We start from the raw sequence: 15390 nt of genomic DNA on the forward strand, positions 1-15390 counted from the left end.
TTTATAAATGATTTTGTTGAATAGTAAGAATTGTTTCTTCTAGTTTTTTGTCTTTTGTTGGAGCACCAATTGCACTAAATTTCCACTCATCGTTTCTTTTGTAAAAAACACCAAGAACCATCGATACATTACCAGCAAAAGAAGAATCGTTTGCAACGTCGTAACGAGCAAATTCCTGGCTAACTTTTGTTGGTGTTCCTTCGTAGATACGAATAGATGCAAAAGGAATATCTTTAAAATCCTGACCTCTAAAACTATTGATAAAAAAAGCAACGTGATTTGCAGAAGGAGATAATCTAGAAAAATCCAGAGTAATAACTTCATTATCTAATCCGTCATCACCATTAATGTCTCCAGTTAAATCATCACCACTATGTTTGATAGCTTGGTCGTTTGATTGTAATTTTCTGAAATTAACAGAGTCAATATGATTTTTTTTGTCATCGTAAACTGCGCAACTTGCATCTAGATCAACAGGTTCTTTCTTTGTTCCAAAAAGTCCCTTTTTTTCGATTGCACCCCAATTTACTCCTACACAAATGTTTTGTAATTTTGTACCGTTACTTTTTTCAAGATTGATACGTTGTCCTTTTTCTAAATTAATTGCCATAATCTTAGTTATATTTATTTAAGTAATCTTCTAATCCGCCTTTCATTCCTGCGCCAATAGCTTCAAATTTCCATTGTCCGTCTTTATTGTATATTCTTCCAAATTCAACAGCTGTTTCTATAGAGAAATCTTCTTCTAATTCGTATTTCAGCATTTCGGTATTATTGCTATCATCTACAATTCGGATGAAAGAATTACGAACTTGTCCAAAATTTTGTTTTCTTGTTATAGCATCGTGAATCGTAACTACAATGCAAACTTCTTTTACTGAAGCATCAATTTTAGTTAAGTCTATTTTTATTTGCTCATCATCTCCATCTCCATCTCCAGTTAAGTTATCTCCTGTATGTATTACAGCTTCGTCTGGTGATTTTAAATTGTTATAAAAGATAAAATGTGAGTCAGAAATTATTTTTTTGTTTTCACCCAATATAAACACAGAAGCATCAAGATCAAATCCAGATCCTGTTGAACTGTTGTTTGTATCCCATCCTAAACCAATTGTGAATTTTGGGGCATTTATGTTTTCTCTTTGCCCTTTTTGTAAATTGATAGCCATAGTTTAATCTATTTTTATTACGTTAATATTGTTCTTGTATTCTATAATCTGATGATAATTATTACTTATCGCAAGATGAAATAAATCGTTGCTTTTTTCAGTAGATATATTATTTACTAAATAGGCAAACTCATCTTCGCTGAGACTTAATATAAACTTCACTATACGAGTGTTGTACTGAAAATGATCACTGTTTATAATATTCGCTATATCCTCGACATTCTTAACCGAGTAATAATTATAATGGTTCTCTATGTTTGGATGTATCTCTTTGTTTATTAATTCAGCAAAATACACAAATATAAAATCTCCATTTACATTATATTGATTTAGTATTTTATTTACCGTATGTTCATGACTTCCAGTTATCTTAATGTCATCTACGAAAATACAAAGTTTTCCATCAATAAAGTTTCTGTCGATATAATAAGTATCATTCGATATTAATTTTACTCTTTCTTCAAAATCTAGGTTTCCATAATCGGTAACGTAGGTTTGATTTCTGAATATTTTAGATTCAATAGATGCTTTCTTGTTGTTTTTAAATAGGAAACTGTTCAGTTGTTTCTTAAAATAATAACATAAAAAGTTAGAAGCAGTAGGAATCGATAAAAATGGACTTGGCAGAATGACAATTTCCTGATTTGATAAAATTAAATCATGATATTGATCTACAAAGCCATCAAATAATTCTTTTGCAAATTTCTCTGCATAAAATTTATCTCCAAACTTAAATCGACTGTATTCTTTTTCCTGAAACGGACAATTATCTTTCTCAAGAATTTTATGTAAACTATAGTTTCTATTCACTTTTATAATTTTAATAGATGTGCATCAAATCCAAAATTAATAGCTCCGTTGTAATCAGCGATAATATTGTCTCCTATATGCAGTATTTCTTTTTTTGTTATGGGTTTAATTTCATTTGCTTGGTTAAATACCAATTGAAAAATTTCGTTATTAGGTTTTGAAAGCCCCACTTCATCCGAGTAAATCTGAAATTTAAAGTAAGATTCTAATTCATAATGAGAAAGTATCTTTCTTAATGTGTTTCCTTTAATGAATGCTGTATTACTTAATAAGTTAATAGTCTTATCTTGTTGAGTAATCTCTTTAAACAGTTGCGGGATATTAGCATAAAGAAGTTCAGGTTTGTATTTTAAAAATAACAACTCTGTCTCGTTATAAAATAATTCTAATTTAGTGGTGTCGATATCATTTATATTGACATTTAGCGCACTAAGAATTAGGTAATATATTTCGTAAGTGTCAATATTTAACCCAGTTCTTTCGTTTATATTATTGCATAAAACATCATAATAGCGCACAACATCATTAACCTTCTCGATTGTAGCATCTACATCGAAAAAATCTTTGAATAATAAATTTCTTTTGCTTTTAAATTCGGGATTTGATTTTATTAGGGTTAGCCATAAATCAAAAGAAAGGTGACTGTGATTTTTGTAATTTATTTTCAAGCTTGTGATTTTAATTAAAACAAATTTATTTTAATGTTTCAAACAACTTCAATGGAGTTTCTTTGAATAGTAAAAGAGTTTGTTTTCTGTAATTATTAATGAAACGAATGGATCTTGACTAGGTATTAGAAATTATTTGATGATTTCGCCAGAATAATATTTTTCTAAAAAGTAACCTAAATCGGCTCTGTAACCTATTCCCGAAGCTTCAAATCTCCATTGTTCATTTCTTTTATAAAGCCTTCCAAATTCTATTCCTGTTTCTATCGAAAAGTCTTCGTCTAACTCATATTTTGCAATTTCTTCACGAGTCGAATTGTCAACGATTCTTATGTATGAGTTTCTAACTTGACCAAAGTTTTGTTTTCTTCTCTCGTAATCCTCAATTGTAACCACAAATAAAATTTCTTTTACCCTTGGGTCGACTTTTGTCAAGTCAATTTTTATAGCTTCATCATCATCTCCATCACTACTTTTTCCGTCGGGATCATCTCCTGAATGTTCTAGAGATCCGTCGGGAGATTTGAGATTGTTGTAGAATACAAAATAATCTTCATCTAAAAGTTTTCTTTCAGAATTAATCATAATTGCTGAAGCGTCTAGATCAAAATTGCTTCCTGTGCCTTCATTTGGATCCCAACCTAAACCAATTGTTATATTTAATAAGCCAATATTTATTTTTTGCCCTTTCTGTAAGTTAATTGCCATAGTGTGGTATAAAGTGAAACCTATTTTAAAGGGTTAAAATTAAAATTTAATTTTGCATAAAACTATTTAAATATGCTAAAAACAGGTTTTTATTTCTGTTGTTTTCATAACTTTTTTACACATTAACACTATTTTGTAGGTTTATTTGTATTATAATTTATGATAGCAAAATTAAGCAGTTTCTATGGCTTGCTTAATGTAATTAGTACCAATTTTATTAATCTTAAAATTTAATTCTTTTGTTGTTCCTTTTGGAAAATTCGTGAAGGATTTGTTGTCGAAATGTTTTTTTTATGTGGGTATTATCAACCAGGTGAATGATTTATTGATAGTGTATGAGTTTTATCAAAAAGCATAAAATCAACTGGGAATTGAATATATTATTATGTAATTTCTTAACTTTTTTTCGAGTTTTAGTTTGTATTGATATTTAGAGTATTAGCGGTTTTATTGGGTTTTAAGAAAAGGGATGGAATTAATGAGAAATTGAGAAGAAAAATTTTTAACGTTTTTTTTGGATATGTTATTATTTTACATACATTTATCACATAAACGATAAAATGCCACACTTTGTCGATTATTTATAATTGATATAAATTATTTTTAATTAAAAATCCAGATTAATGAATCCAAATTTACAAATTGAACTTAGACGTTTTATTTCTTCAAATGTTGTTTCAAAACTGAATAAATTTTATTTTGAAAATGACGCCTTATTAATTAAAGCTATTGATGCTTCTATCGGAACTATCTTAATAGGAGTTTATAATAAAATACACGAAGTCAGTTTGTATAATGAGTTGGTAGAGATTGTTGGGAATACAGACTTTTATAAAGAAATAGATTTTGAATCCGGAAGACTATTATCAGTCGATGAATGTTATAAAGACGAAGGCAATAAGTTATTAAAACGAATTTTTGATAACAAAAAGGGGCGAATTACCGAAATGGTCTCTAATGAAGTAGGTATTAAAAGCGAAACTGCTCGCGAAGTATTAAATTTTTCAGCACTATTAGTTCTTTCTTATTTTAGCTATAAAAAGCAAGTGCAAGAAGACCTCCAATTATTGCTAGAAGAGCAAAAAAGAGGTGTTTTAAATAGTATTCCTCTCGGAATCAAAATTATCTTAGGTTTTTCATCTTACGAAGTTGTCGAAGAAAAAAGGAAAACCAGATTTTCAAACTCAATTTTCAATCACATTTTTTCAAATAGTAATTCTTAAGAACCGTCTTTAGTTTTTAAGTTAAAAAAAAATCCCATTTTACATTTTGTAAAATAGGATTCTCTCGTTTATGTATAATTTGAAGATTTATACGTTCTTCAAATTGATAACTTCTTGTTCTGTTAAAAAACGCCAGTTACCTCTTGGTAAATTCTTTTTGGTTAAACCAGCAAAAGATACACGGTCGATACGTAAAACATCATATTCAAAGTGTTCGAAGATAGCACGAACTACTTTTACATTTGATGAACGTAACTTTAACCCAATTTCACTTTTTGGCTCATTGTCGATATAGCTAATGTCTTCAACAAAAACACGGTGTCCATCAAGAACAAGTCCTTTGTTTATTTTTTCTAAATCTTCAAATTTCAAGTTTTTATCTAATGAAACCTGGTATATTTTAGATGATTTCTGGCTTGGTAAAGTAAATTTACGAAGCATATCAGTATCATTTGTAAACAATAATAAACCTGTAGTGTTTTTATCCATTCTACCAACTGCAGCAATCTTTGCATTAGTCGAACCACGAACCAATTCTAATACGTTACGGTATTCCTGACCTTCGTCAAAAGCAGTCGTAAAGTTTTTTGGTTTGTTTAATAAGATGTATTCTTTCTTTTCTGGAGTTAAAGTTGCTCCGTCAAAATTTACTGTATCTCCTGGTTTTACTAAGTATCCCATTTCTGTAACAGGTACTCCGTTTACTTTTACATTCCCAGATTGGATGTAGATATCTGCATCACGACGAGAACATGCCCCAGAATTAGCAATATATTTGTTTAAACGAATCTCATCAGCAGCCTTTTGTCTTTTAGGTGCTTGATTCGGTTTTTTGGCAGCTTTTGCAGCAGCTTCTTCCTCTACTTTAGTAATCGGTTTCGCTTTTTTTGGCCCTTGTGCACGCTTTTGCATGGCAGGTTTTGGCTTATTTGAGTTAGGTCTTGAGCTATTTGCTCTTGGTCCTTTTCCTTTATTATTGCCTTCCTTATTATTCATAAATCCTGTAATTTGTGCAAAGATAGTTTATTATTGGTTAATAGCAGTAACTTGATTGTTGTTAGATTACTAGCTTTTAATACTATTACCAGCCTTTTAATTGAAAATAATCTAAAAAAGCTGAAAATTTTAAATCAATTATATTTTTAAAAGTAAAGTTTTTCCATGCCACAAAACACTTGGATTAATAAGTACAATACAAAACACTCCCGAAACGATAAGAAATTTTAAAACATTGTGCAGAAGTAAAAATTGTGTCTTAGAATTTGATTTCCAAAGGTAAAGTAAGAAAAATATTAAAACAATAAAGCAGATGTAGAAATAAATGTCCATATAACCTACATCATATATTTCGATTAGAATGTAAACGGGAACAATAGTAAGAAAAGTTAAAAAGGTAATTATCTTTTTTGAAGTTCTCTCGCCATAAAGAATTGGGATGGTTTTGTAATTATTAACCAAGTCTCCTTTTAGATTTTCTAAGTCTTTTATCATCTCACGAATAAGCAATAATAAGAATAGAAAAACAGCATGAGCAGAAATTACTGCAAAATGGCCTCTTTGGTTTTCTAAATCATCAAAAGAAATTTGATTGTAAAAATATACTAATATGGCAAAGAATGGTAAAACTGCAAGTAAGGCAGCCGTTAAGTTACCGATTAATGGATACTTTTTTATCTTATGAGAATAAAACCAGATTAAAAATATATATGCCGAAAAGAATAAAAATGCCCTCCAGGACACAATCAGCGCCATTAATGAGCCAATGAAGTTTAGTGTGAAATATACGCTCAGTTTTGTTTTCTGACTTACTAATCGATCCAACATTGATTTGTTGGGACGATTTATTAAATCTTTCTGACTGTCATAAAAATTATTGATAATATAGCCTGCTGCAATAGTAATTGCCGAAGCAAAAACAATTAAAAATAAATTGAAGTCAAGTAGTATGTCTAGCGCTCTTTTTTCGGGAGCCAAAATAAATATTGCCGATAAGTATTGTGCTAAAACGATAATAGGAATGTTGTAGCCTCTTATTACAGAGAACAAACTTATTATTTTCATCGCTAAGATTTTATTCTGTCGGCTTAACATTTCTTTTGTTAGAGGTTAGTGTTCTTTGTAGGATACAGATTATATATTGGTTTTAAAATTACTAAAGTACATCTTTTAATAATTTTGAAGAGCCATATCCCAATTTTCTTATGCATACCAGAGCCTCTTTTTGCGATATTGTGGTTTCTTTTATTCTTTCTTTTTCCATAAAATAGATAGAACCACTCCACGGACTTGGGGCATTCGGGATAAAAACCGTGCAATGTTCTTCGTCGATTTGTTCTATTAAAAAAGCAAATTGCCATCCATCATCTACACGAGCCAAAACAACTTTTAAGTCTTTAGAATTTTCAAGCCCTATGATGTTTTCATTCATGTTCTTCATAAACGAATATCCAGGGACAAGACTTAAAATGCTAGTTTCTAATTTAATAATTAAGATTTTTGCTTGTTTGGTTCGAGCTAATAATCCTGCCAAAAAACAAATTAATATAATAATTAGTAGGCCTATTAATTCTTCTAGCGCCATTCCTAATACTCTTACTTTGGGTAAATTACTAACTAACGGAATGGTAATCTTTTGTAAAATGTGATAGCCTTTTTCAAAAAGGACCAGGATTATGGCTAATGGAATCAGAAAAAGAATTCCGCCTACAAAAGTTGACTTGAGGATGCTTAAAATACTTTTCATATTAAATAACTTGCTAGATTGTGATAATTTTTTAGGAAAAAAAGGCACGTTAGTGGCATTGAATTTTTAGAGTCGAATATATCGACTCTAAAAATTGTAACTATTTAATATTCTAAAATCTTAGAATTTGTATTCTGTATTTAAAATTGGTAAACTACTTCTAGTTTGTAGTCTTTTAATGATTGCTTAGCGCGTTCTAAATCTTGAGTAAAACCAAGAATATAACCTCCACCGCCAGAACCACATAATTTTAGGTAATAATCATTTGTGTCAATACCATTTTGCCAAATACCATGAAACTGTTCTGGAATCATAGGTTTGAAATTATTCAAAACTACTTTTGATAATTTTTTGGTATTACTAAATAAAGACTTCATATCTCCATGTAAAAAATTCTCTACACAAGCATCAGTATATTTTACAAACTGGTTTTTTAGCATGGTACGGAAACCTTTGTCTTTTAGGTTTTCCATAAAAATATTTACCATTGGAGCAGTTTCACCAACAATTCCTGAGTCTAATAAAAATACAGCACCTTTTCCGTCAAAACTTTGATTAGGAATTCCAGTTGCCTCAATATTATCTTTAGAGTTTATTAAAATCGGGATACTTAAGTAACTATTTAATGGATCTAAACCAGAACTTTTTCCGTGGAAAAAACTTTCCATTTGAGAAAAAATAGTTTTTAATTGTAATAATTTCTCACGAGTTAAATTTTCTAGAACCGTGATTTTATTTTGAGCATATTTATCATAAATGGCAGCTACAAGTGCACCGCTGCTTCCAACTCCGTATCCTTGTGGGATACTTGAGTCAAAATACATTCCTGTTTCAACATCATTCTTTAAAGTAACCAAATCAAAAGTAACCAATTCTGGTTGTTCTGCTTGTAATGTTTCAAGGTATGATGTAAATCTGCTTAAACTTGCATTTGAAGAAATGGCTTCTGCCGAAGGATTTTCGGTTCTCTTCAGTGCGCCATTGTAAAAATTATAAGGAATAGACAAACCTTTAGAGTCACGAATAATTCCGTATTCTCCAAAAAGTAATATTTTCGAGTAAAATAATGGTCCTTTCATATATTTATTTAATGTCTTTCTTAATTCTGTTTGGGTCTTGTCGTGTGTCGAAAAATGTAATTATTTCGACTCTTTTTGTGTTGAATTTATAATATATCGTTGTTTGTTTAGACAAGACACATTTGTGATAGTTTTTATTTAGTTCCGATTTAGGAAAAATTTCAGGTTCTATTTGTATTAGATAAATTACTTTGTCTAGATTTGATATAAATTTATTTTTTACTTTTTTTGACCATTTAATTTCTAAGTACTCAAATAATTCAAATAAACTTTTTTCTGCATTTTTTGAAAAGATTATTGTTCTTTTCATTAACGATGCTTTTTCATCATATCTTCATACAAAACAAATTCACCTCGTTCAATTTGTCTTTCCCCTTCTTTAATTTCTTCTTTTTGTTCATCAGTTAAATCATCCCACCAATCTTTTTTCTTTTTGGTTAACAATTTTTTGACCGCCAAAATGATTGAAAGGTCATCTGTACCTTCCAGAATATCTATCACTTCACGTTTTTCTAATTGAATGTCCATGATCTAAATTTTAATTAAAGATACGAAAATTATAATGCAATTGAACCCAATCCAATTTCGTCGCAAAGGTACTGACCATTCTGACAAAATACAACTAAATCGTCCTGAATAAATTGTAAGATTTCTTCTCTAACGTTTTCGGGGTACAAAACATGAACATTTGCTCCTGCATCTAGTGTAAAACAAACAGGGATTTTTGTTTCTGTTCTAAATTTCCAAATAGCATTAATAATCTGAAGTGTATTTGGTTTCATTAAGATAAAATACGGCATTGATGTCATCATCATAGCATGTAATGTCAATGCTTCGCTCTCAACGACTTTAATGAATTCGTCCAAATCTCCACTTTCAAAAATAGAAATTAGTTTATCTAAGTTTTCATGCGCTTGTGCAAAACGTCTTTCGGCATAAGGGTGATTGTGCATTAAATCATGACCTACAGTACTCGAAACTTGTTTTTCGCCTTTATCAACTAATAAAATAGTGTCTTGGTAATTTTTAAAGTTTTCATGAATTGTATTTGGAAATTCTACTCCAAATAAATCAGAACTTCCTTTTATATTTGCTTGATTTCCCCAAACAACTACGCTTCCTTTTACACTTCGGCAAGCACTCCCTGAACCTAAACGGGCTAAGAAAGAAGCTTTCTGAAAGAAATAATCATCGGTCATTTCTGGGTTTAAAGTTTTTTCTAAACTCATAAAATTCATTGCCAAAGCTGCCATTCCAGATGCCGATGAGGCTATTCCTGAACTATGTGGAAAAGTATTTTGAGTGTCAATTGTAAAATGATACTCTTTTAGGAAAGGGAGATAAACGAAAACGCGTTCCAAAAATTTCTGTATTTTCGGTTTGAAATCTTCTTTTGGTTTTCCCTCAAAAAGTAAATCGAATGAGAAATTATCAGTTGAAATGTCTTTTTTAGCGAAAGCTAGTTTAGTAATTGTTTTACAATTGTTTAAAGTAAAACTTACTGAAGGATTTGCCGGAATTTGATTGTCTTTTTTTCCCCAATATTTAACCAAAGCAATGTTACTTGGAGCGCTCCATTCAAAATTGCCTTGATCTATAGTCGAAGTATATTTTTTTGGAATAAAATCGTTTGCTGTAAACATAAAAATATAAAATTTACGCAAAGATACTTTTTTTGAATTATACCTTTTGCACTTTTTGATAGCCTATAAAAATGTTTACCTTTATTAACTCAAAAAAAGAATATAAAATGAATAAAATCACTCGAATTTTAGCTGTTGTTGTTACTTGTCTTGCTATTGGATATTTTTCGGGAATTGTTACCAGAACTAGTGTTGATACTTGGTATCCGACTTTAATCAAGCCAAGCTTTAATCCGCCTAATTGGGTTTTTGCACCAGCTTGGAGTTTGCTTTATCTTTTGATGGGTGTTGCAGCTGGATTGGTTTGGGATCGAATAGAATATGAAAAAGAAGCAGTTAAAAATGCATTGATTTTCTTTGCAATTCAATTGGCTCTAAATGCTTTGTGGTCGTATTTGTTCTTCGGATTAATGAATCCGTTATTAGCGCTTCTTGAAGTTTTTGTTCTTTGGCTGATGATTTATGAAACACTTTTAAAATTTATAAAAATCAATAAAATCGCTGGTTATTTATTAGCTCCTTACTTGCTTTGGGTAAGTTACGCCACGGTTCTGAATGCTAGTATTTGGTGGTTGAATAAATAGTTTTAGTTTAATTGATACGTTTTATTTTATGAATATATTCAAGATTTTTGTTATCGCGTTATCTCTAATTTCGTTTAAGACTTTTGCTTGTTTGAACGGGGATACTAAGTATTTGAAAAATGGTGCTGTAGTGTATGTCGATTATAGAGGACTTGTTCCGCATGGCCATAACCTTTTCCCTAAAGACTTTCCTGAGTTGATAATAGATCTGGATAAATTATATAAAAAAACGAATGATATAGATTATTTGTCAGATAAAGGATATCTTTTAATCGTTTTAGGGAAATATCAAGAGGCTTTAAAATTATATTTAGGGATTGAAAAAATAAAACCTAACAGATATTCGACTGCATCTAATTTAGGGACACTTTATGAGTTAATAGGGGAAAATGAAAAGGCATATCAATGGATTAAAAAATCTATACAGATTAATCCAGAATCCCATAAAGGATCTGAATGGTTACATTTAAAGATATTAGAAGCTAAAGTTAAGCATATTGAAAATGTTACAGGACAGTTTTTGATAGATGAGAGTTTTGGAGAAGAAGCAAGTCCAAAAACTGATTTGTCTAAAAAGGAATTGGAGGAATTGGCTCAGTCAATTTATTTTCAGGTTAATGAGCGGATTAGTTTTATAAAACCAAAAGACAAAGTTATTTCTGTTTTACTTTTTGAGCTTGGGAATGCGGTTAAGATAATCGGAGAAAATGAAAATGCCATAAGAATTTATAATCTTTCCAAAGAATATGGGTTTCAGGATGAACTAATAAATAGTAGATTGGTTTATTGTCATCAAAGCCAAATTAAAAAGTTAGAAGAGCTGAATCAAAAAATGTATGGAGTAATTGAAAAAGTAAAAAAGAGCAAACAAGTTGTTGATATTGATGAAATGAATCAAATGAATACAATTGTAATTGTTTTGTCAATAGTCTCTGTAAGCTTGTTGATTGGTCTTGTGATTTTTTATTTTAAATGGAAAAATTTAAAGAATCTCACTAACTAGAGTTTGATTATATTTAGTTTTTAGATTCAGCTTTCATTTTTTTAAAGCTTTCATTCTTTGCATACAAAAAATCCATTGTGGTTAATATGTTATTGTGTTCTAAAAGGTTCTTAGATGTTGGGTCAGCATCACAAAAAGTTAGAAACAATTCTTTTTCTTCGGGTTTTAATTTTAAATCCTTTGTGAAAAAATCTGGATTCAATGTTGTCTTTACAAGTTGAATAAAATCTATTTCTGGTGTTTCGATTTTTCTTTCTTTTTCTTTTTTAAATATGTTATAGATTTGTTTACCAAGTCGAACAAAATCAGTTCCGAGATCAATCGGAGCTGTTCCATCTTTGTAACCATCAATTTTCATCCCTAGTTTGGCTCTGGATTTGTTTAATTTAATTTCTTTGATTTCTTCTTTGGTTATGAATATCGATTTTGGGTTTTTAGATAAAATGAGCACTTCTTTTAATTCTTCTGGTTTTGGAAGCATCTTTACAGTAAGATTATTCATTTCAATATTTTCCTGAGTTATTTTTAGTCTTTTAAAAAGATAATCATTGGAGAAAAATATTAAACTGTCTTTTACATTTACTAAAATCAAGAATTCTCCCTGTTCATTTGTAGTAGTACTAGTTTTAGACGTTTTATTGATTACTTCTACATTTTTTAAGAGGGTAGTTTCTGATGTAACTTTTCCTTTTAAGAGTTTTTCTGTTTGTGAAACACCAAGTTGGTAGGTAAATAAAGAAATTGTAGTAAGTAATTTTGCTTTCATCTATAAGTATTAAGTTGTAAGTAAAATTATTAGAGTTATCTTAAATAAAACTTATGGAATTTCTAAAGTCTTGTTAATTCAGTTTTTAGTTTACAGTTGCGATATTCAGTCTCAATCAAGAAACTGAGACTGTTACTGAATACTTAAAACTTTTTTTACAGTTTCTTAAACATTTCGTTTTTTGCATACAAAAAATCCATTGTAGCTAATACATTATTGTTTTCTAAAAGGGTCTTAGACCTTGGATCAGCATCGCAAAATTCAATAAAAAGGTCTTTTTCCTCGGGTTTTAATTTTAAATTTTTGGTAAAAAAATCTGAAGGTATTGATTTTGCTATAAGTTTTTTGAAATCAGTTTCTGAAGTTTTCTTTTTGAGTTCTTCTTTATCTTTTTTAAATAAATTAAAAAGGCCTGTTCCCATTCGGGTGAAGTCCATACCATTTGGAATAGTTCCGTCGTAAACGCCAGTATATTTTTGTAAAGATCCAGCTTCTTTATAGAGTTTTACGTTGTCTAGATCTTTTTGAGAAATTTTTACAGGATTAAATTTCATAGTAGTTACGACTACTTCATCTAATTCTTCGGCTTTGATAGCCATATTGACAATAATATTATTTTTATCAATATTGGCCTGAGTTATTTTTAGTCTTGTGAAAAAGTAATCTTTAGAGAAAAATAACAGACTATCTTTTACTTTTACCGGAATGGAAAACTCTCCCAAAGCATTTGTTCTGGTGCTGGTTTTCGCTGTTTTATTAATAACTTCTACTTCTTTAAGAGGATTGTTGTTGGAAAAAACTTTTCCGTGAAGTAATTTTTCTGTTTGAGAAATGCTAAGTTGATAGGTAAGTAGGGAAATTGTTGTAAGTAATTTTACTTTCATATATGGTTAATTGGTTGAAGTAAAATTATTAGAATTGTCTTAACTAAAACTTATAGAATGTCTAAAGTCTTGTTAATTCGGTTTTTAGTCGCAGTGCTCAGAATTGAAAACTGCGACTGAATACTGAAAACTAAATACGATTTGCTACAATAAAACCACTCGTCCATGCATTCTGGAAATTAAAACCGCCAGTAATTGCATCGATGTTTACAATTTCTCCAGCGAAATATAAGTTTTCATGGAGTTTGCTTTCCATCGTTTTAAAGTTGATTTCTTTTAAATCAATTCCGCCAGCGGTTACAAATTCTTCTTTAAAAGTACTTTTTCCGTTTACCTGGAAAGTTCCATTTGTTAACTGATTAGCTAAATTCTGAAGTTGAATTTTAGATAAATCTGCCCATTTGGTTTCTATTTCTATATTAGAAGCCAAAACTAAACTTTCCCATAATCGATTCGGGAAATCGAAAGGGGATTTTTTGGAAACGGCTTTTTTGGCGTGTTCCTGTTTTAAATCTTTTAGAATTTTTTCGGCATCTTCGGTGTCAACATCATTTAACCAATTTACAAAAATCGTAAACTGATAATTTTTATCATACAAAATGCGTGCACCCCATGCCGAAAGCTTTAATATTGCAGGACCACTCATTCCCCAATGGGTAATTAATAATGGACCTGTTGATTCTAGTTTGGTATCTTTTACTTTTACAGTTACTTGAGCTGCAACACCAGGTAATTCTTTTATTCTTGGGTCTTTTATATTAAAGGTAAATAGGGAAGGGACAGGGCTTACTATGGCATGACCAAAAGTTTGTAACATTTCCCATATTTTAGGATTGCTTCCTGTAGCTAAAATCAATTTTTCGGCTATATAATTCTGGTTTTGCGTTTCGACTTTCCAGAAATTCTCTTTCTTAAAGATAGATTGTACGCTTTGACCTGTAAGAACTGTAATTCCTAATTTTGCTGTAGCTTTTAAAAAGCAATCAATGATAGTTTGTGAAGAATTAGAAACAGGGAACATTCTCCCATCATCTTCAATCTTTAGTTCTACACCATGTTTCTCAAACCATTCGATGGTATCTCCGGAACAAAACTGATGGAATGGTCCTCGTAGTTCTTTTTCGCCACGCGGATAAAACTTAACCAATTCATTTGGCTCAAAACAAGCATGAGTTACATTACAACGACCACCACCAGAAACGCGAACTTTCGTTAGTACTTCGGAACCACGTTCTAAAATAGCGACTTTTAATTTTGAGTTTTTCTCTACAATATTAATTGCTGTAAAAAATCCTGCTGCACCGCCACCTACTATTATTATATCAAAATTTTGAGTCATATTTTTGTTTTAACCTCTAAGTATCTTTGTCAAAGTTTTGAACTTTGACAAAGATTAATTGGAAGTTGGTTTTTATATTCTATCTGGAAAATCACTAATGATTCCGTTTATGTTATATGTTTTTATTCTAGTAATGTCTGCTGCCTCATTAACTGTCCAAGGGAAAACCTGAAAACCTTTTTCTTGCATTTGTGTTGTATTCTCCTTGCTTAGCAAATTAAAATCGGGATTAATTGCTTTTGCTTTTATTGCTTCTGCAAAAGTAATAGCCGAGTCAATATCAGTTTCGGTTAAAACGCCAACGGGTATTTTCGGATTTAGTAAAATTATTTCTTGTAAAAAATCCCATTCGAAACTTGAAACAATAATAGAATTGTAATTCCAGTTTTTTTCCGAAACGTATAATTCGATTAATGCAGCTACAGCATTGGCAGTTCCTTGACCTTTTAATTCTATATTAATAAAACATTGTTGGTTTACTAAATCAAAAACCTCTGGTAATGTTGGAATTTGCTGCTCCTTTTCTGTGCGAAACGCTTTTAATTCCGGCAAAGATAAGTTATTTACAAAACCTTTTCCGTTGGTAGTTCTATCAATCGTTTCATCATGAATTACGATAATATGACTATCGGCGCTCAGGTGAACGTCTAGTTCTATTCCGTCAGCATGTAAGTCTAATGCTTTTTGAAAGGCCTTTAAGGTGTTTTCGGGTTCGTAACCTCTTGCTCCACGATGTGCTATTTTAAGAATTTCACTCATAGTGCTACAAAA

Annotated in this window: 19 protein-coding genes; 3 read left to right on the forward strand and 16 right to left on the reverse strand. The window is 30.4% G+C overall.

Annotated elements, in window-relative coordinates:
- Position 1: 1 nt before the first annotated feature.
- The 5 genes from AC3IPI_RS07580 to AC3IPI_RS07600 all read right to left on the reverse strand — a co-directional run bounded on the left by AC3IPI_RS07580 (position 2) and on the right by AC3IPI_RS07600 (position 3355).
- Complete coding sequence (locus AC3IPI_RS07580) at positions 2 to 610, reverse strand: TerD family protein (protein WP_039112550.1); 609 nt, start codon at positions 608 to 610, stop codon at positions 2 to 4.
- Between the two features lie 4 nt (positions 611 to 614).
- Positions 615 to 1169 carry a TerD family protein gene (locus AC3IPI_RS07585; RefSeq protein ID WP_039112549.1) on the reverse strand — a complete coding sequence of 185 codons (555 nt, stop codon included), beginning with the start codon at positions 1167 to 1169 and terminating at the stop codon, positions 615 to 617.
- A 3-nt stretch (positions 1170 to 1172) separates the two neighbouring features.
- Positions 1173 to 1979, reverse strand: a complete 807-nt coding sequence (locus AC3IPI_RS07590; protein ID WP_039112548.1) for a phosphoribosyltransferase family protein — start codon at positions 1977 to 1979, stop codon at positions 1173 to 1175.
- A 2-nt stretch (positions 1980 to 1981) separates the two neighbouring features.
- Positions 1982 to 2647 (reverse strand): HAD family hydrolase, encoded by a 666-nt coding sequence (locus AC3IPI_RS07595; protein WP_489158175.1) that lies wholly within the window; start codon positions 2645 to 2647, stop codon positions 1982 to 1984.
- Positions 2648 to 2779: 132 nt separating this feature from the next.
- Positions 2780 to 3355 carry a TerD family protein gene (locus AC3IPI_RS07600; protein ID WP_039112546.1) on the reverse strand — a complete coding sequence of 192 codons (576 nt, stop codon included), beginning with the start codon at positions 3353 to 3355 and terminating at the stop codon, positions 2780 to 2782.
- 623 nt (positions 3356 to 3978) lie between these two features.
- Here AC3IPI_RS07600 and AC3IPI_RS07605 point away from each other — a divergent pair.
- Complete coding sequence (locus AC3IPI_RS07605) at positions 3979 to 4578, forward strand: DUF937 domain-containing protein (RefSeq protein ID WP_039112545.1); 600 nt, start codon at positions 3979 to 3981, stop codon at positions 4576 to 4578.
- A gap of 87 nt (positions 4579 to 4665) precedes the next feature.
- On the opposite strand, the gene AC3IPI_RS07610 is transcribed toward AC3IPI_RS07605, so the two are convergent.
- From AC3IPI_RS07610 to AC3IPI_RS07640, 7 genes are all read right to left on the reverse strand, one after another.
- Positions 4666 to 5574 carry a pseudouridine synthase gene (locus AC3IPI_RS07610; RefSeq protein WP_039112544.1) on the reverse strand — a complete coding sequence of 303 codons (909 nt, stop codon included), beginning with the start codon at positions 5572 to 5574 and terminating at the stop codon, positions 4666 to 4668.
- Positions 5575 to 5712: 138 nt separating this feature from the next.
- Positions 5713 to 6669, reverse strand: a complete 957-nt coding sequence (locus AC3IPI_RS07615) for a geranylgeranylglycerol-phosphate geranylgeranyltransferase (RefSeq protein ID WP_039112543.1) — start codon at positions 6667 to 6669, stop codon at positions 5713 to 5715.
- A gap of 61 nt (positions 6670 to 6730) precedes the next feature.
- On the reverse strand, positions 6731 to 7321 hold the full coding sequence (locus tag AC3IPI_RS07620; RefSeq protein WP_489158179.1) for a DUF502 domain-containing protein: 591 nt from the start codon (positions 7319 to 7321) through the stop codon (positions 6731 to 6733).
- 140 nt (positions 7322 to 7461) lie between these two features.
- Positions 7462 to 8400: a mevalonate kinase family protein gene (locus AC3IPI_RS07625; protein WP_086895714.1), complete on the reverse strand. Its 939-nt coding sequence runs from the start codon at positions 8398 to 8400 to the stop codon at positions 7462 to 7464.
- 4 nt (positions 8401 to 8404) lie between these two features.
- Complete coding sequence (locus tag AC3IPI_RS07630; RefSeq protein WP_323489949.1) at positions 8405 to 8710, reverse strand: type II toxin-antitoxin system RelE/ParE family toxin; 306 nt, start codon at positions 8708 to 8710, stop codon at positions 8405 to 8407.
- Positions 8710 to 8928, reverse strand: coding sequence for a hypothetical protein (locus AC3IPI_RS07635; protein WP_086895716.1), 219 nt, complete (start codon positions 8926 to 8928; stop codon positions 8710 to 8712). Before AC3IPI_RS07635 ends, AC3IPI_RS07630 begins: the two co-directional genes overlap by 1 nt.
- Positions 8929 to 8957: 29 nt before the next feature.
- A complete protein-coding gene (locus tag AC3IPI_RS07640; RefSeq protein ID WP_489158182.1) occupies positions 8958 to 10043 on the reverse strand; it encodes a diphosphomevalonate decarboxylase in 1086 nt (361 codons plus the stop codon).
- Between the two features lie 107 nt (positions 10044 to 10150).
- On the opposite strand from AC3IPI_RS07640, the gene AC3IPI_RS07645 reads away from it, so the two are divergent.
- Together AC3IPI_RS07645 and AC3IPI_RS07650 are read left to right on the forward strand one after the other, a co-directional pair.
- Positions 10151 to 10627, forward strand: coding sequence for a TspO/MBR family protein (locus AC3IPI_RS07645; protein ID WP_489158184.1), 477 nt, complete (start codon positions 10151 to 10153; stop codon positions 10625 to 10627).
- 112 nt (positions 10628 to 10739) lie between these two features.
- On the forward strand, positions 10740 to 11630 hold the full coding sequence (locus AC3IPI_RS07650) for a tetratricopeptide repeat protein (RefSeq protein WP_489158186.1): 891 nt from the start codon (positions 10740 to 10742) through the stop codon (positions 11628 to 11630).
- Between the two features lie 13 nt (positions 11631 to 11643).
- Here AC3IPI_RS07650 and AC3IPI_RS07655 read toward each other — a convergent pair whose 3' ends face one another.
- From AC3IPI_RS07655 to AC3IPI_RS07670, 4 genes are all read right to left on the reverse strand, one after another.
- The gene (locus AC3IPI_RS07655; RefSeq protein ID WP_489158188.1) at positions 11644 to 12396 is read right to left on the reverse strand and encodes a hypothetical protein; all 753 of its coding nucleotides are present in this window, start codon (positions 12394 to 12396) and stop codon (positions 11644 to 11646) included.
- A 155-nt stretch (positions 12397 to 12551) separates the two neighbouring features.
- Positions 12552 to 13280 (reverse strand): hypothetical protein, encoded by a 729-nt coding sequence (locus AC3IPI_RS07660; RefSeq protein ID WP_489158190.1) that lies wholly within the window; start codon positions 13278 to 13280, stop codon positions 12552 to 12554.
- Positions 13281 to 13410: 130 nt separating this feature from the next.
- Positions 13411 to 14619: a BaiN/RdsA family NAD(P)/FAD-dependent oxidoreductase gene (locus tag AC3IPI_RS07665; RefSeq protein WP_489158191.1), complete on the reverse strand. Its 1209-nt coding sequence runs from the start codon at positions 14617 to 14619 to the stop codon at positions 13411 to 13413.
- Between the two features lie 72 nt (positions 14620 to 14691).
- Positions 14692 to 15378, reverse strand: coding sequence for a glycerophosphodiester phosphodiesterase (locus AC3IPI_RS07670; RefSeq protein WP_489158193.1), 687 nt, complete (start codon positions 15376 to 15378; stop codon positions 14692 to 14694).
- Between the last annotated feature and the right edge of the window lie 12 nt (positions 15379 to 15390).

This window comes from Flavobacterium sp. GL_143 (genome assembly GCF_057834355.1).

What these genes read in the sequence shown, in the direction of transcription:
- AC3IPI_RS07580 (WP_039112550.1), bottom strand. Translation starts at nt 610, where the DNA reads ATGGCAATTAATTTAGAAAAAGGACAACGTATCAATCTTGAAAAAAGT.
- AC3IPI_RS07635 (WP_086895716.1), bottom strand. Translation starts at nt 8,928, where the DNA reads ATGGACATTCAATTAGAAAAACGTGAAGTGATAGATATTCTGGAAGGT.
- AC3IPI_RS07600 (WP_039112546.1), bottom strand. Translation starts at nt 3,355, where the DNA reads ATGGCAATTAACTTACAGAAAGGGCAAAAAATAAATATTGGCTTATTA.
- AC3IPI_RS07585 (WP_039112549.1), bottom strand. Translation starts at nt 1,169, where the DNA reads ATGGCTATCAATTTACAAAAAGGGCAAAGAGAAAACATAAATGCCCCA.
- AC3IPI_RS07640 (WP_489158182.1), bottom strand. Translation starts at nt 10,043, where the DNA reads ATGTTTACAGCAAACGATTTTATTCCAAAAAAATATACTTCGACTATA.
- AC3IPI_RS07670 (WP_489158193.1), bottom strand. Translation starts at nt 15,378, where the DNA reads ATGAGTGAAATTCTTAAAATAGCACATCGTGGAGCAAGAGGTTACGAA.
- AC3IPI_RS07620 (WP_489158179.1), bottom strand. Translation starts at nt 7,321, where the DNA reads ATGAAAAGTATTTTAAGCATCCTCAAGTCAACTTTTGTAGGCGGAATT.
- AC3IPI_RS07645 (WP_489158184.1), top strand. Translation starts at nt 10,151, where the DNA reads ATGAATAAAATCACTCGAATTTTAGCTGTTGTTGTTACTTGTCTTGCT.
- AC3IPI_RS07605 (WP_039112545.1), top strand. Translation starts at nt 3,979, where the DNA reads ATGAATCCAAATTTACAAATTGAACTTAGACGTTTTATTTCTTCAAAT.
- AC3IPI_RS07625 (WP_086895714.1), bottom strand. Translation starts at nt 8,400, where the DNA reads ATGAAAGGACCATTATTTTACTCGAAAATATTACTTTTTGGAGAATAC.
- AC3IPI_RS07630 (WP_323489949.1), bottom strand. Translation starts at nt 8,710, where the DNA reads ATGAAAAGAACAATAATCTTTTCAAAAAATGCAGAAAAAAGTTTATTT.
- AC3IPI_RS07610 (WP_039112544.1), bottom strand. Translation starts at nt 5,574, where the DNA reads ATGAATAATAAGGAAGGCAATAATAAAGGAAAAGGACCAAGAGCAAAT.
- AC3IPI_RS07655 (WP_489158188.1), bottom strand. Translation starts at nt 12,396, where the DNA reads ATGAAAGCAAAATTACTTACTACAATTTCTTTATTTACCTACCAACTT.
- AC3IPI_RS07665 (WP_489158191.1), bottom strand. Translation starts at nt 14,619, where the DNA reads ATGACTCAAAATTTTGATATAATAATAGTAGGTGGCGGTGCAGCAGGA.
- AC3IPI_RS07660 (WP_489158190.1), bottom strand. Translation starts at nt 13,280, where the DNA reads ATGAAAGTAAAATTACTTACAACAATTTCCCTACTTACCTATCAACTT.
- AC3IPI_RS07615 (WP_039112543.1), bottom strand. Translation starts at nt 6,669, where the DNA reads ATGTTAAGCCGACAGAATAAAATCTTAGCGATGAAAATAATAAGTTTG.